This window comes from Paenibacillus sp. WG02 (assembly GCF_055396115.1).
Map to the genome: position 1 here is coordinate 643,355 of NZ_AP036016.1, position 14,843 is coordinate 658,197.

Annotated in this window: 20 protein-coding genes; 14 read left to right on the plus strand and 6 right to left on the minus strand. The window is 46.7% G+C overall.

Annotated elements, in window-relative coordinates:
- The first annotated feature begins 209 nt into the window (after positions 1-209).
- A complete protein-coding gene (gene acpS, locus ACBP55_RS02925; protein ID WP_268617487.1) occupies positions 210-596 on the plus strand; it encodes a holo-ACP synthase in 387 nt (128 codons plus the stop codon).
- A gap of 8 nt (positions 597-604) precedes the next feature.
- On the opposite strand, the gene ACBP55_RS02930 is transcribed toward acpS, so the two are convergent.
- The 3 genes from ACBP55_RS02930 to ACBP55_RS02940 all read right to left on the minus strand — a co-directional run bounded on the left by ACBP55_RS02930 (position 605) and on the right by ACBP55_RS02940 (position 2,339).
- Positions 605-1,012, minus strand: a complete 408-nt coding sequence (locus tag ACBP55_RS02930) for a c-type cytochrome (RefSeq protein ID WP_464649644.1) — start codon at positions 1,010-1,012, stop codon at positions 605-607.
- Between the two features lie 687 nt (positions 1,013-1,699).
- On the minus strand, positions 1,700-2,065 hold the full coding sequence (locus ACBP55_RS02935; RefSeq protein ID WP_464649646.1) for a hypothetical protein: 366 nt from the start codon (positions 2,063-2,065) through the stop codon (positions 1,700-1,702).
- Positions 2,016-2,339 carry a hypothetical protein gene (locus ACBP55_RS02940; RefSeq protein ID WP_464649648.1) on the minus strand — a complete coding sequence of 108 codons (324 nt, stop codon included), beginning with the start codon at positions 2,337-2,339 and terminating at the stop codon, positions 2,016-2,018. The genes ACBP55_RS02935 and ACBP55_RS02940 overlap by 50 nt, the downstream gene beginning before the upstream one ends.
- A 99-nt stretch (positions 2,340-2,438) precedes the next feature.
- On the opposite strand from ACBP55_RS02940, the gene mutY reads away from it, so the two are divergent.
- Positions 2,439-3,563 (plus strand): A/G-specific adenine glycosylase, encoded by a 1,125-nt coding sequence (gene mutY / locus ACBP55_RS02945; protein ID WP_464649650.1) that lies wholly within the window; start codon positions 2,439-2,441, stop codon positions 3,561-3,563.
- A gap of 31 nt (positions 3,564-3,594) precedes the next feature.
- Here mutY and ACBP55_RS02950 read toward each other — a convergent pair whose 3' ends face one another.
- Complete coding sequence (locus tag ACBP55_RS02950; RefSeq protein WP_464649652.1) at positions 3,595-4,278, minus strand: Crp/Fnr family transcriptional regulator; 684 nt, start codon at positions 4,276-4,278, stop codon at positions 3,595-3,597.
- Positions 4,279-4,597: 319 nt separating this feature from the next.
- Between ACBP55_RS02950 and ACBP55_RS02955 the strand changes: the two genes are divergently transcribed.
- The 3 genes from ACBP55_RS02955 (at position 4,598) to ACBP55_RS02965 (ending at position 7,186) form a co-directional block, all read left to right on the plus strand.
- Complete coding sequence (locus tag ACBP55_RS02955) at positions 4,598-5,233, plus strand: LysE family translocator (protein ID WP_029194505.1); 636 nt, start codon at positions 4,598-4,600, stop codon at positions 5,231-5,233.
- Positions 5,234-5,862: 629 nt separating this feature from the next.
- On the plus strand, positions 5,863-6,066 hold the full coding sequence (locus ACBP55_RS02960) for a hypothetical protein (RefSeq protein WP_464649654.1): 204 nt from the start codon (positions 5,863-5,865) through the stop codon (positions 6,064-6,066).
- Positions 6,047-7,186 (plus strand): IS4 family transposase, encoded by a 1,140-nt coding sequence (locus ACBP55_RS02965; RefSeq protein WP_464649656.1) that lies wholly within the window; start codon positions 6,047-6,049, stop codon positions 7,184-7,186. The genes ACBP55_RS02960 and ACBP55_RS02965 overlap by 20 nt, the downstream gene beginning before the upstream one ends.
- Positions 7,187-7,386: 200 nt before the next feature.
- Here ACBP55_RS02965 and ACBP55_RS02970 read toward each other — a convergent pair whose 3' ends face one another.
- On the minus strand, positions 7,387-7,998 hold the full coding sequence (locus tag ACBP55_RS02970) for a superoxide dismutase (protein ID WP_029194504.1): 612 nt from the start codon (positions 7,996-7,998) through the stop codon (positions 7,387-7,389).
- A gap of 84 nt (positions 7,999-8,082) precedes the next feature.
- Positions 8,083-8,289 (minus strand): hypothetical protein, encoded by a 207-nt coding sequence (locus ACBP55_RS02975; RefSeq protein ID WP_036632516.1) that lies wholly within the window; start codon positions 8,287-8,289, stop codon positions 8,083-8,085.
- 281 nt (positions 8,290-8,570) lie between these two features.
- Between ACBP55_RS02975 and ACBP55_RS02980 the strand changes: the two genes are divergently transcribed.
- From ACBP55_RS02980 to folE, 9 genes are all read left to right on the plus strand, one after another.
- Complete coding sequence (locus ACBP55_RS02980) at positions 8,571-9,002, plus strand: GNAT family N-acetyltransferase (protein WP_029194503.1); 432 nt, start codon at positions 8,571-8,573, stop codon at positions 9,000-9,002.
- Positions 9,003-9,143: 141 nt separating this feature from the next.
- The gene (locus tag ACBP55_RS02985; RefSeq protein WP_464649659.1) at positions 9,144-9,698 is read left to right on the plus strand and encodes a DUF402 domain-containing protein; all 555 of its coding nucleotides are present in this window, start codon (positions 9,144-9,146) and stop codon (positions 9,696-9,698) included.
- Positions 9,699-10,298, plus strand: coding sequence for a signal peptidase I (gene lepB, locus ACBP55_RS02990; RefSeq protein ID WP_464649661.1), 600 nt, complete (start codon positions 9,699-9,701; stop codon positions 10,296-10,298).
- Between the two features lie 36 nt (positions 10,299-10,334).
- Positions 10,335-11,531 (plus strand): tRNA epoxyqueuosine(34) reductase QueG, encoded by a 1,197-nt coding sequence (queG, locus tag ACBP55_RS02995; RefSeq protein WP_464649663.1) that lies wholly within the window; start codon positions 10,335-10,337, stop codon positions 11,529-11,531.
- The gene (locus ACBP55_RS03000) at positions 11,528-12,082 is read left to right on the plus strand and encodes a methylated-DNA--[protein]-cysteine S-methyltransferase (protein ID WP_464649665.1); all 555 of its coding nucleotides are present in this window, start codon (positions 11,528-11,530) and stop codon (positions 12,080-12,082) included. The genes queG and ACBP55_RS03000 overlap by 4 nt, the downstream gene beginning before the upstream one ends.
- A 17-nt stretch (positions 12,083-12,099) precedes the next feature.
- Positions 12,100-13,131, plus strand: a complete 1,032-nt coding sequence (locus tag ACBP55_RS03005; RefSeq protein WP_464649668.1) for an HD-GYP domain-containing protein — start codon at positions 12,100-12,102, stop codon at positions 13,129-13,131.
- Between the two features lie 88 nt (positions 13,132-13,219).
- The gene (locus tag ACBP55_RS03010; RefSeq protein ID WP_029194497.1) at positions 13,220-13,432 is read left to right on the plus strand and encodes a YneF family protein; all 213 of its coding nucleotides are present in this window, start codon (positions 13,220-13,222) and stop codon (positions 13,430-13,432) included.
- A gap of 193 nt (positions 13,433-13,625) precedes the next feature.
- On the plus strand, positions 13,626-14,204 hold the full coding sequence (locus tag ACBP55_RS03015) for a TetR/AcrR family transcriptional regulator (RefSeq protein WP_464649670.1): 579 nt from the start codon (positions 13,626-13,628) through the stop codon (positions 14,202-14,204).
- Positions 14,205-14,231: 27 nt separating this feature from the next.
- Positions 14,232-14,819, plus strand: a complete 588-nt coding sequence (gene folE / locus ACBP55_RS03020; protein WP_464649672.1) for a GTP cyclohydrolase I FolE — start codon at positions 14,232-14,234, stop codon at positions 14,817-14,819.
- Positions 14,820-14,843 lie beyond the last annotated feature (24 nt).

The window sequence follows — 14,843 nt, forward strand, 5'->3', positions numbered from 1 at the left end:
TATGTTTGGCCTCCCAGCTTTTAGTCTATACCCAGTATACCCCTTGTCGAGGCTCGGCATAAGAGCTGAAAATAGTGTAACTTACTTACCTCGAAGTAAGCGTTGGGGAAAGGACAAGCACAGACAAGCCCTTCTTCCCCTTGACCGCAAGCAAGGAATCATGTAAATTGTACGCACAACGTTGCAAGAAAAGTGGGGCTCAGGAGTCTATGATTATTGGGGTCGGAACGGATTTAGTTGAAATTGCACGGCTTCGCAAAATGTTAGAGGGTTCTACGGGCGAAAGGTTTCTTGAACGTATTCTAACGCCTCAGGAGAGGGAATTGGCGCAGAGACGGCGTGGCCGTCTTGCTGAGTTTGCTTCAGGCCGTTTTGCGGCTAAGGAGGCCATTGTTAAGGCGATTGGCTGCGGCATCGGCAAGCAAATCGGTTTTCAAGACGTCGAGGTGCTGCCGGATGAACTTGGCAAACCGGTATGCCGGGTGAACGAGGCAGCACTGCTGCGGGCAGGCTTAATAGGCAGCCACCGCATCCATATTAGCATTACACATACGGAATCGATGGCTGCCGCCTATGCAATTGTCGAGAAGCTCTAAATCGGCGACTACTTCTTCGAATTGAGCCAGTCGGATAGTAGTGCGATTTCTTCTTCGGAAATCGTGGTTTTATAGACAGGCATGCCGCCTCCGCCATTCTTGATCTTATTGGCGATTTGCTCGCTGCTCAGTCTGCTGCCGACCTTTTGCAAATTCGTCTTCGGGCCGACTTTGCCAGCAAGATCTACACCGTGGCAGCTGATGCACTTGTTCGTCGTGAAGAGCTCCTGCGCTTTCACGAACGCAGGGTTGCTCTCGGCTGCCGCGGTTGCTGCCGGTGTCTTCGTGGCGGCGCTGCCGCCCGAAGTACCACCGCCGCACGCGGCCAGCGCCAGAACCATCGGCGCGATGACGAGCGCGCCGGTCAGATATTTATTCAGGCTTGCGCGAGTGCAAGCCTTTTTGTTTTGTTCCATAGCGAGCTTCCTCCTATGCTGGGGTTGATTCTTCCGCTTGTCCCACTATGCTACCAGTTGGCTAGCACCAAACTTTGGCAGAGGGAGATAGACTAGGCATGCGGTAGATTTCACAGAATGATGCAAAAAGTACATCAAATAATCATTTTTTTTCTGATCTGAAGAGTTATCATGCATTTTGTGCATCAAATTCCCACATTATAGCTGAAAATGGAGGCTACCCGCCAAATTAGATGCACTTTTTGCATGATCTCCCTTGAAAAAGGGAGGTGAAGCCTGAATTTGCTGCACTTTTTACATCTTTTCTGCATATCTGCTCATTCCGGCTCATTTCGCGTCCAGATATGTACCTAACAAACTCAAAGTCAGTTGCAAAGAGCTAGCTACTCCAAGTAAATAAACTCCGACACGAGCTACTTTTACAGCAAAAAGGTGATAGGCCTGCTAGCTTAGCTTGAATCCATAAGATAGCTTTAAGCTGACGTAATGGGACTTCGGGACAAGCTACTCCAAGTAAATAAACTCCGACACGAGCTACTTTTGCAGCAAAAGGTGGTAGGCCTGCTAGCTTAGCTTGAATCCATGAGATAGCTTTAAGCTGATGTAATGGGACTTCGGGACCAATGAACTTATGCTAATTTCTAGGGACATATGTACTCAGGAACTTCGTGCTTATCCTCTTTCCAATTACCGTCCCCAAACACGCAGCATATACCCGCTTAGAATAAGGCTGATGCCGCCCATTCCTTCAAGCACAACACCGGAGTAACCTAAGTACCACACGCCCATCAGCGCAGACAAGGCGAACAGCCACAAGCCAAGGTAAACAAGAGGTCTGCCTAGCAGAAGTCCGACCTGCACGAAACCGATGGCGAGAATGAACGCTCGCAGCACGGGTGCGAAAAGTGGGCTTACAGCGCCAATGGCCTCGAGCAGAGCAACGGTTGCAACGAGCATCGCTCCAGGCAGCACTAGCAGCGCTGGATGCCCCCAGCCACTGCGCTCACTTGACCTTGCTCCTGCCTGTGCAAGAGAGCCAGCTTGATCTTTCATGCGCGCCTTCACCTGATTCGGCCCTGAACTCCTTACGCAGGCTCCATATCTGAATCAAGCTGGCCACAACCGCTGTGATAAATGCCGCCTGCTTCAACCAATCCAAGTCGCGCCAATAGATAGCAACATCAACAAGCGCGCTGAATATCCATTCCGCGCCCCAAATGAACAGAAGCGGGATTAATGCGTTAGCTTGACCGATCCAAGCTTTTCTCTTATTTTCCAAGTCCTGCTGATTCGTATTTGCCAAATCCTTTTGTTTTGAGTTTTGCATACATTCACCTCTAGTTTTATGTTCCACACTTCTCGTATAATGGAAACATGTCCATTCATTCATTATAACTGGAACGTGTCCCATAGAGAAGGAGAGCTCATGTACAGCGAAGAACAGAAGGTTTATTTTTCCAAAAATCTATTGGATTGGTACCAAACCCATAAACGAGATTTACCATGGCGAAGAAGCAAAAACCCTTATTATATATGGATTTCCGAAGTCATGCTGCAGCAAACGCGGGTGGATACGGTGATTCCGTATTTCCATCGCTTCGTCGATCAATTTCCAACGGTTGAGGCATTGGCTACGGCGCCAGAGGAGAACGTGCTCAAAGCTTGGGAAGGGCTCGGCTATTACTCGCGCGCAAGAAACCTGCAAACGGCAGTTAGAGAAGTTCACGAGCGCTATGACGGTATCGTCCCCCAAAATAAAGAGGAAATTTCCTCGCTCAAAGGCGTCGGCCCCTACACATCAGGAGCGATCCTCAGCATCGCTTATAACAAACCTGAACCCGCTGTAGATGGCAATGTCATGCGAGTACTGTCGCGCTATTTTTTAATTGAAGAAGATATTATGAAGCCCGCAACTCGGACCATGATGGAGAAGCTGGCACGCGAGCTCATCCTAGAAGGTACGGCAAGTGATTTCAATCAAGCCTTGATGGAGCTTGGGGCTATGGTATGTACGCCTCGTTCACCGCACTGTTTGACGTGCCCTGTTATGGCGCATTGCAGCGCACGTGAAGCTGGTATGGAAGAGGGCCTGCCTATCAAAAAGAAAGCCAAACCTCCGCGTCCAGAATTGCGTGCAGTGGCTTTGATAGAAGGTACGGGTGAGAACGAAGGAAAATGGTTGATCAGGCAGCGTCCGCAAGAGGGGTTGCTCGCTCGTATGTGGGAGCTGCCGCATGTGGCCTGGAAGTCTGAGGGATGGCATTCGGATGAGGATAATAGGAGCGAGCTCCGTCAAGCCCTTATGGATCAGGAGCAAATCGGTATTGAGCCTGACGAGTGGTTCATGGATACAGAACATATTTTCAGCCATATCGTTTGGAAAATGAAAGTATACCGCGCCAAGCTAAGCGACGCTAATCGTCCTAGTACTGGGGGAGAATGGATCCCTTTTCATTATCGCTGGGTAGGCCCGGACGAACTTGATCAATACGCTTTTCCGAACGTTTTTATACGGATTATGAGAGAGTGGCAGGAGAGAAACGAGGAGTAACTCTTCTGTTTTTCTCTTTTTATATAGACCTTTATCGAATTTCGCCCTTAATGGCATCCACGTTTCTTAATGTGATTAACTTTTTATCAATTTGTATAAATTCGTCATCGAGGAGCTCTTGCAGCACCTTGGTTACGGACTCTCGCACAGTGCCAACCATATTAGCCAGCTGCTGATGTGTTAGTTTTACATTAATCAGAAGACCCTCCGGCGTAGGTACACCATGCTGCTCGGATAGACGGATAATGGTCTTTAAGATTCGAGAGCGAACCCCTAAGAACGTAAGGTCGTAGATTTGATCATTGGCCCGACGCAGTCGTCCCATCGTTGTTTCTAGCAGCTTTAAGCATAGCTTAGGGCTCTTCTCCATGAACTGAGCGAATACCGTACGTTTAAGGACATAAAGTGTGCAAGTTTCCATCGTTTCGGCGGTTGCTGATCGAGTATGACCACTGCCTATCAAGGACATTTCTCCGAAAAAATCCCCATCACGAAACAAAGCAAGAATAATTTCCTTGGCTTCATCCAAGCGATATATTTTCACAACACCTGATTTAATTAGAAATAATTCATCACCTTCATCACCCTCGAGAAAAAGAATTCCGCCCTTTTTTGCTTTTTTTTCTGTGAATAAAGGGGCGATTGCCTGTAAATCTTCTTCTGAAAGCTCTTGAAATAAGGGGACATTTTGGAGTAAAGATACAATTGTTTTCACCAGGCATTCCTCTCATTTCGGCCATATTAAAAGACCAGCGTTTCACCGATTTCTACAATCGCGAATTCATCTGTAATTCAGGGAATAAAGAAGCCTAGAGGTGATATCGCGACGTTGCCTACGGAACAACTAGACTATGTCTCTATCGTACAGCTTTCCGGTGTTTGCGTAAAGAACTTCCAGCGCATGATGTCCGGGAAGGTCTATTGAATGAGGGATTCAAAAAGAATTATCCGTAGCGGTATTTGAAAAAAAGTCTGTTCTATTTATAAAACTTGCATTAATATGATAAGAACTAAAAAAAGATGGGGGTGCCAATATGTATGGAATAGTTAATTATGAGGTGTTTTTGCTTACAGGAATTCTCCTGAATCTTATTCCTGGTGCAGACACCATGTACGTGATGGGAAGAAGTATTTCCCAAGGGAGAAATGCGGGGATTTACTCGGTTTATGGGATTATCAGTGGCTCTTTAATCCATACCCTATTAGTTGCTTTTGGTCTATCGATCATACTTACGAAGTCACTTCTCCTATTCAATATCATAAAAATAGTTGGAGTCATCTATTTGGTTTATCTTGGAATCAAAATGTTACTTGATAAAACAAATGTAAACTTTAGTGCTGCTTCGGAGTCTAATAAACAAAATATAAGCAAAATATACACACAAGGGCTTTTGACCAGTCTAACGAACCCAAAAGTTTCTTTATTTTTCATTGCCTTTCTCCCGCAATTTATTGACAAAAAGGCTTCAGGGCCTATCCCATTTATTATTCTGGGGCTTACGTTTACGTTCACTGGATTGCTATGGTGTCTCTTTATTGCCTATTTCTCTTCGTACATAACCAAAAAAGTAAGAGGAAGTGCGAAGATCGGCACGGTTTTAAACAAAATAACGGGCATTATCTTTATTGGGATGGGATTAAAGCTGCTTCAAACCAAGGCGCCTCAATAATCGTCACTTGTTAATAAATACAGTCAATCAAAAACGACCCCCCGGGGTCGCTTTTTTTGTGACCTCTCCGACACTGTCGACGAGCTTCAGCTCACTGAGCTCTCGCTGAAAGCGCGGTTTTCGCGCTTAATTGTTGCTTGGCAGCCTCACGTTTACATAAACCATTGGATTTTATCCAATGTCTTTCCCATTAGGCCTAACAATAACATCTACCATTGGATACTTTCCAATCGTTCTGCCCCTGAAAGTTAATTTTCATGGAAAATCTTGGATTCTATTGGATTTCCTCCAATGAAAGTCGGATATCCAAAGCCTAAATAGGTGTTTAATTGGATTTACTCCAATGGAAATTCCAAAACCACAGCCTATGTATGTCCAGTTTATGCTACGAACTCAATAACTCATGAATGTTTGGCCACACTAATGCGAATAGTGTTGGTATCATTAAAAAAAAGCGACCCCGCAGGGCAATGTCATTTAGTTAAGGCGCAGGTCCAAATATCAAGAAAAAGAGCAGGTTATCGAAAAAGATAGCCCGCTCTTTTTTTTGCACGAAAAAGAGAAATAAGACTTGACAAGTAGGTATAAATGTGTGGCGAAGCCCCTTGAAAAACGAGGAGGTTACGCCAATGAATGAGTACGCAAATTCGCTAAAACAAACGCTGACATCCCTCATACGAGAAATGTCAGCGCTACCTGCACCTTATGTCCAAAACCCTGAAAAAGATTTTACCCGAAAGAAAAAGCTTCCCTTTGAAACGGTCATGCAGACTCCTGATCTCCATGGGTGGCAACAGCTTATACAAGGAGATCTTGGAATCACAAGGCTATGACGTAAATACCGCAACCACTTCTGCTTTTGTCCAGCAGAGAAATAAAATCCTGCCGTCTGCTGTGGAATGCTTGTTTCACAAATTTACGCAATCGCATACGGATATCAAGGACTACCGAGGGTATCGATTAATTGCCATTGATGGTTCGGATTTGCATATCGCAACGGACCCTGCGGACACAGACACCTACTTTCAAAGCCAACCCAACACGAAAGGCTACAACCTTCTGCATTTGAACGCAGCCTATGACCTCTGCAACAGACTGTACGTAGATGCCAATGTTCAGCCGCGAAGGTTGCGTAACGAGGGAAGGGCGCTGGCTACTATGGTCGACCGTTCCCCCATCAAGGGCAAAACCATTGTTATTGCCGATCGAGGTTATGAAAGTTACAACAATTTCGCGCATATTGAACGCAAAGGATGGAACTATGTCATACGGGTAAAGGATTTGGATTCGAGTGGTATTCTTTCGGGCTTGTGTTTGCCCTCTGGCGGAGAATTTGATCGAAACTTTCATCTGACACTCACCAAAAAACAAACAAAAGCGGTCAAGGCTCATCCCGAGATTTACAAGTACGTCCCTTCCTCGTCTACCTTTGATTTTTTAGATTTGCATGAGAACTTTTTTCACCCGATTTCCTTTCGGGTTGTTCGTTTCGTCCTGCCGAGTGGAGCTTATGAAACCGTCATTACGAATCTTTCTGCCGATGATTTCCCACCCGAGGAACTGGGGTCCATTTATAACATGCGTTGGGGCATTGAAACCTCTTTTAGAGCATTAAAATACACTGTCGGTCTGACGAGTTTTCACGCGAAGAGACGAGAGTCCATCATCCAAGAGATTTTCGCAAGAATGATTATGTACAATTTCGCTGAAATGATGACCTCGCACGTCGTCATTTCCCAAATGGATAAACGGCACCAATACCAAGTTAACTTCACGGTCGCCGTTCACGTTTGTAGACATTTCCTGCGCTCAAGAGGTGATGAACCCCTGCCTGATGTTGAAGCACTGATTCGCAAAAACATTTTGCCGATTCGACCCGTTCGCAAAGGGCAGCAGAATACGCGCAAAATCCGCTATAAATCAGCTGTTAGCTTCGTCTACAGAGTAGCATAATTCGGTTCACTTGAACATTTTTTAAGCGGATATTCCATCCGCTTTGTTTGCTGTACGCTTTTTTCCTTGCTGGCACCAAAAAAACAAACGGCACAGGTTTTTTTCCCATGCCGTTTCGAATTTCATTTTTATTCCCGGTTTTGTCTTTGAGCTAACTTAATGACATTGCCCCGCAGGGTCGCTTTCTCTATGCACAGATATTACTTCGCAGCGTCGTAACGTTTGCCAACTTCGTTCCAGTTCACAACGTTCCAGAAAGCCGCGATGTAGTCAGGGCGTTTGTTTTGGTAGTTCAGGTAGTAAGCATGCTCCCAAACGTCAAGACCAAGGACTGGCGTTTCGCCTTCCATGATCGGGCTGTCTTGGTTAGGCAAGCTGTATACTTTCAATTTGCCAGCTTTGTCAACAGCTAGGAAAGCCCAGCCAGAGCCAAAACGTGTTGTAGCTGCTGCAGCGAAGTCTGCTTTGAATTTGTCAAAGCCGCCAAGCTCGCTCTCGATAGCTGCTGCTAAAGCGCCAGTAGGTGCTCCGCCAGCTTCTGGTCCGATTGTTTCCCAGAACAGGGAGTGGTTTGCGTGTCCGCCACCATTGTTGCGAACGGCTGTACGGATATCTTCAGGAAGGCTGTTCAGGTCAGCGATCAGGTCGTTTAAGGATTTGTCATGCAGAGCAGGGTGTTTGTCCAGAGCTGCATTCAGGTTGGTAACATAGGCGTTATGGTGACGATCGTGGTGAATTTCCATTGTTTTTGCATCGATGTGTGGCTCAAGTGCGTTGTTCGCGTACGGAAGAGCTGGTAATTGATGTGCCATTGTATAAATACCTCCTAAAATTATGTAGTTTCAACTTCATTATGAAGGAATTTCGATAATAAAGCAACATGTATGTTTACTAAGTCAGACACCACGGCGCTCAATTTCTTGGATGATTTGACTGTGAATATGGGTTCCTTGTTCATTGAGCCAAGGAGATAAATCGCTCATGGCACTGTGATTGTATCGAAGTTCGATCTCCGTCCATTCGCTAGGTTTTATGGAGCTCAGTACCTGAAAATCACGTATTTTTCGTGGGTATGAGTCACCGATCTCTTCATTGTTTGACATGAATTCACCTCCCGTTCTTTGCACATCCTTCTATAAAATCCGACGTTATCACGATTTTTATACATGAGATAATATCTTTTAAACCAAATAATAGTTAAATATTTGAAAAAATTTGGTGAAAACGCTTGCATTTAAGCGCTTTCAAGAGAAAAAACGAAAAAAACAAAGTTTTTTGTGAATTTTAACACATTTTTAGCAGGATTCCGGACTTTTTTGTCGTATTTACTACTTTACCAGAAAATTGATCCTAACAATCTAATGTGGAATTGGGAGAGAACCGTATGCACGTTCGTTCATTTCAGCTTGGTGATACCTCTTCGGTGAAGACACTTCTGCAGGATGTTTTATCGGAAACCTGCTATGAGGAGACGATTGAAGCATTTGCACGTCAGCTATCATGGGATACAGAGCTTGTTTTAATTGCTCAAGAAGAAGAGGAAGTTGTAGGCCTGATTATCGGTACGATTGATAACAACAATGGCTACTACTATCGGATCGCAGTTGCAACAGAGTATCAACGTAAAGGTATCGGTAAAGCTTTGATCGAAGCAATGAAGCAAAGGTTCCTTCAACGGAACGTGAAGAAGATTATGGTGACGGTGGATGTCCATAATGAAATGGTGCTGCCTGTGTACGAGTCTGTTGGTTACAGCACATCGGACTTTTCCCGTACCGCACATCGTCTTAGCATTGTGAAGAAAGTCAGTGTTTAACTGATCGTTCGGATGTCCATGAAATGAATAGATTTGGAACGAGGGAAGCATATCTGTGCCGCCATTGCAATTGGGGGTCAGATATGCTTTTCTATATAATATGGGAACTTTTCGGCAGCAATGAATAGAGGAGCTTTGGACATGGATAACTTCGCGCCGTATGTGATAAAAAGCTTCAAACATGATGGACATCTTCACCGGATGTGGCTAACGAATTGGCGAGTACCGCAGCACATCCTGCATGCCGATCATCAGCAGCAAGAAATGATGGTGTTTATTAACAGCCAGACCAAGATTCAGGAAGCGGACGGCAAGGAATGGGTTAGCCGAATTCCAGGGGTATCCTTTTTTATTCCCAAAATGTGGTTTAATATTGTTGCACTTATAGAAGAAACAGGTGTTAGATACTACTGCAATGTCGCGTCACCACTGTATGTGACCCAGCAAGTACTGACTTATATTGACTACGATCTTGATGTTATTCGGATGCCGGATCGTTCCGTGCATATCGTAGATCAAGATGAATATGAACGCCATAAACTGAATTATCACTATTCTTCGCTTGTGGAAACGAAGGTGAAGGACGGTCTTGCAGCTTTGCTTGCGCTGGTGAACGCTGACAAGCCGCCGTTTCAAGATGATATGGTCATGTATTATTACGAGCAGTGGGAAAAGTATAAGAACGGAGGAGCATAAATGAGCTTCTTTGTAGGACGCAGTGAATCGAATAAAACAGCTTCTCAGCCTAAGAACTATCATGAGGCTAAAAGCCTAACCCATGAGCTATGGGATTGGACGAAATCCATTCTTGTAGCTCTTCTTGTCGTTATTCTCGTACACCAATTCGGATTCAATCTTTCCACGGTACGAGGTCACTCGATGCAGCCGACCTTGCAGGAAGGGGAGTGGTTGTTCGTGAACAAAGCCATTACGTACCTGAAGGCGCCAAAACGCGGAGAGATTGTCATTCTCAAAGAGTCTGAGGTGTTTGTCACGGTGCAGCATCCTTTCTTGGTTAAAAGGATTGTCGCAATTGCCGGCGACGAGGTGCAGGGCCGAGCCGGATATTTGTATATCAACGGCGACAAGATGGAGGAGCCGTATACGGACTCGCTCATCGAGGACGGAGACTTTGGACCGACACGCGTCGGGCAAGGCCACGTCTTCGTGATGGGCGATAACCGCCATGCGGCGGCAAGTGGCGACAGCCGCAGGTTCGGGGCTGTTCCTATCGGCCAGATCCAAGGACGGGCCGAGTATGTGCTGTGGCCATTCGCGATGGCCGCAAAGCTTTAAACCGAACGGACGCGAAAGAAGAGAGAGGTGAGAGGGTTGGCGGTTTCCATAGCAGCAGGAACAGATGCGGATTGGCGCAGGCTACAACAAGAGATCGTGGAAGCCGCGCCGTCCCTTGGTATTGATAAAATCGGCTTCACGTCAGCGGAGCCGTTCACAGAACTGAAAGAGATCCTTCTCCGCCATAGGGAGAAGGGGTTTGAATCCGGCTTCGAGGAGCCGGATATCGAGAAGCGGGTGCATCCAAGCTTAAGCTTCGACGCGCCGCAGTCGATCATTTCCATCGCTGTTGCGTACCCGTCGAAGCTGCCGAACCCTCCCCGATCCGAGCCAGGGGCGTATCGGGGGATTATTTCGCGCTCCTCGTGGGGGAGCGACTACCACGACGTGCTTCGCGATCGGCTCGCGAAGCTGGAGGCTTTCATCGCGCAGCGCGTGCCTGATGCGAGACTGCAAAGCATGGTCGACACAGGCGCACTGGTCGACCGGGCCGTAGCCGAGCGGGCCGGGATCGGCTGGACCGGCAAAAACTGCGCCGTCATCACCCCCGAGTGGGGATCGTGGGTTTATTTAGGCGAAATGATCACGAATATACCGTTTACATCCGATACATCTATTATGGATCAGTGTGGGGACTGCACGATTTGTATCGATGCTTGTCCCACGGGAGCGCTGGTGGGACCAGGACAGCTGAACTCAAGCCGCTGCATCTCCTTCATCACGCAGACCAAAGGCTATGTCGAGGATGAGTTTAAGCTCAAAATCGGCAACCGTCTCTACGGCTGTGACACCTGCCAGATCGTCTGCCCGAAGAACAAGGGGATGAACTGGACGCATCATCCAGAGCTCGAGCCTGACCCCGAGAAGGTCAAGCCTCTATTAATCCCCTTGCTGACCATGTCGAACAAGGATTTCAAGGAACAGTACGGGCGCATTGCAGCGTCCTGGAGAGGCAAGAAACCGATCCAGCGCAATGCCATTATCGCGCTTGGAAATTTCAAGGACAAGACAGCTGTACCCGTCCTCAAAGAGCTGCTCCTGGCCGATCCGCGTCCTGAGATCAGGGCTACGGCAGCGTGGGCGCTAGGGCGGATTGGCGGCGAAGACGCAGCTGCCGCCCTTGATAAAGCCCGAGCAGCCGAGCAGGAACCCGCAGTTATGCTGGATATCGAGAAGGCGCTCGACGTAATTAGCCATTCTACAGCTGATATGGGGGAGAAAGAGCAGATATGACACAGAAACAGACACAAGCTGCGACCGTCCTTTCCTATACGGAGGTTACCTCTCCAATAGGTCCGCTTGTTCTTATATCGACCTTACAGGGACTCTGCAAGGTCGATTTCGGCACCTATGAACAGAACCGAGAGAAGCTTCAGCAATGGGCTGACCGCTGGTTTGGCAGGCATGAGCTGCAAGAGGATGCCTCACAGCTCGAAACGGTTGTGCAGCAGTTGGAGCAGTATTTTAGAAGAGAACGTGTAAGCTTTGAGGGTGAACTGGATTTACATGGAACTGATTTCCAAAAACAAGTCTGGACAGCGCTGCTTTCTATTCCATATGGAGAGACAGCTTCTTATAAACATATTGCAGAAGCCATTGGCTCACCGAAAGCCGTCCGAGCGGTTGGTGGAGCTAACAATAAAAACCCAATTCCCGTCATTATCCCTTGTCATCGCATCATTGGAGCTAGTGGCGACCTTGTTGGCTACGGCGGAGGTCTCCCCATAAAAGTGCGCTTGCTTGATTTGGAACGAAGCCCGAATACGGTAATAACTAATAAATAAAACGTGGAGTGAATCCTATGAAATATGTGCATTTGGATTCCGTTGAGCCGGGTCAAATTTTGGGCCGAACGATATTTGCCAGCAATGGAGCAATTTTGCTATCAGAAGATGTGCATTTAACGGTGTTTATGATTAACACGCTTAACCGAATCGGAGTCACAATGATTTACATCAAAGACCCGAACCTAGAGGATGTAGAAATCCCGGAAATCCTTTCGGATGAAACCAAACGTATCGTTATGCAGCAAATGGGTCAAACGTTCGCGGCTATCCAGTCTGGTAAGGAATTTAACTCGCGTGCTATGAGTATTTCGATTAATACACTGCTCGATGAGATCATGAAAAATCGTGATGTACTCGTGCAGTTGACGGATATTCGTACACAAGATAACGAAATGTATGTCCATGCAACGAATGTCTGTATGATGGCCGTGCTCATTGGGATTAATATGGGGTTTAATGGAACCCAATTGAAGGAGTTCGCTATTGGTGCGCTTCTGCATGATGTGGGTAAGGTGGAGCTTGTTTGCGATGATGAATCGCCCGACATGAAGAGGCATCATACTTGGCGCGGCTTCGAGCTTCTGAAGAACAAGCGTGAATTCAGCCTGCTCATCGCCCATGTAGCCTTCCAGCATCATGAGATGCTTAACGGCCAGGGGATTCCGAGAGGACTTATGAGTGAAGAGATTCATATTTATGCGAAGATTACGGCCGTCGCGAATATGTACGATAATCTGCTCTTTGATGTCTCCTTAGGGCGCCGCATGCTGCCGCATGAGGCTTGCGAGCATATGATGGCGCTAGCGGAGACCAAGCTTGATCGCGATGTTTTGATCCAATTTCTGAAAATCGTCTCGATCTATCCGACGGGGGCTTCCGTCCGTTTGTCCAATCGGGAGACGGGCGTCGTGGTCGGGCAGCATAGAGGATTGCCAAGCCGTCCGATTGTGCGAATCGTGAAGCAAAATGGGATGGATAAAGAACTGGATATCAAAGAAATTGATCTAGCCAAGCATACGACCATTTTCATCGAACAAGTTCTGTAATTAAGGGTTAGTCATTTGTAAAAAGATGAGCAGAAATGATATGATAGGGCAAGCAATTGATACCAATTTGTACATGCAGGGGGCATAAATGATGTGGAGTTATCTGATTCCAATTCTCACGTTAATTGTTGGCTTGGTAGGTGGGTTCTTTATCGGCGTATTCTATTTAAAAAGACAGCTGGAATCCATGCAGAACAATCCGGAAATGCTGCAAAAAATGGCCAAACAAATGGGCTACAACATGAATAAGCAGCAGCTAAACAAAGCACAACAAATGATGAAAAACCAGAAGTGGAAATAATACGTAGGGTTCGAATAACCCTTCAAAAAGGGCTTTGCTGTTTAACCGTACGAACGGTGGCAGCACGAGCCCTTCCTACTATATAATTATAGGGATCTAATATAGGGATCTTTGAGTGTAGCTCAAAGTCTCTCCTAATGTGAGTGTAGCTCAAAGTAGGACATACCAGTACTATTCAGAGGTGGCTCAAGCGATGGCTAGCAACAAAGACCGCATCATGGAAGCAGCCATGGATTTATTTCACGATCATGGTTTTCAAGGAACGGGTCTGGAAGATATATTGACGAGCAGCGGAGTATGCAAGAGCAATTTTTATTACCATTTTAAAAGTAAAGAAGAGTTAGGTTTGAAAGTTATTGAGCGCAAGGTGCAGGAGATGCGGCATTCAGTGATGGAGCCTAGCTTGGGTAATGCGCAATTATCGCCGAAGCAGCGGGTGCTGGCATTGTTTGAATACATGCTTGCGTTTTGTGAGGAGCATGAATGCCGCAGAGGCTGCTTCTTCGGTAATCTGGCCTTGGAGCTGAGTGATAGTTCTGAGGAGCTGCGTAAGCCGTTAAGCCGCTTTTTCAGTGAGCTTACGGCTGGGGTGGAATCCTGTTTGCAGGAAGGTAAGAGACAAGGCGAGCTGCTGCTGCAGGGGTTAACCCCAGTGGAGCTGGCGACCCCGATCGTATCCCTTCTACAGGGTGGTTTGCTGCTTACCAAAACGCACAAAGACAGCAAAGCGCTGCGCGACAGTATCAAGGTTTTGACCGTTTGTATAGGGTAGAGGATAAGAAAGAGGAGTGATAGAAAGATGGCGTCCATTGACTACAAAAATACAAGAGTTGCTGAGAATCGGGAGCTGATTGAACAGCATGTCCGCGAGATTTTACGGCTGATTGGCGAAGATGTAGATCGGGAAGGTTTGTTAGATACACCTGCTCGTGTAACCCGTATGTATGAAGAAATATTTTCGGGCTATGAGGCGAATCCGCGCGATGTGATGGGTGTAACTTTTGATGAACAGCACGAAGAGCTCGTGATTATTAAGGATATTATCTATTACAGTCAATGCGAGCATCATATGGCACCCTTTTTTGGGAAAGTGCATGTAGGGTACTTACCTAGCGGAAAAGTGGCTGGACTGAGCAAATTTGCTCGTCTGGTTGATGTGGTCACTCGTAAGCTGCAGGTGCAAGAGCGGATTACTTCAGAAATTGCCGACATTCTCGATGAAGTGCTGAAGCCGCACGGCGTCATGGTTGTCGTGGAGGGAGAACATATGTGTATGTGCTCCAGAGGCGTGAAGAAATACGGAAGTCAAACGATTACCTCAGCCGTTCGCGGTTCATTCCGCACGGACTCTACACTTCGTACCGAATTTCTGTCTTTGTTAAAATAAGTAGATCTTACGAGGGATGTGCAT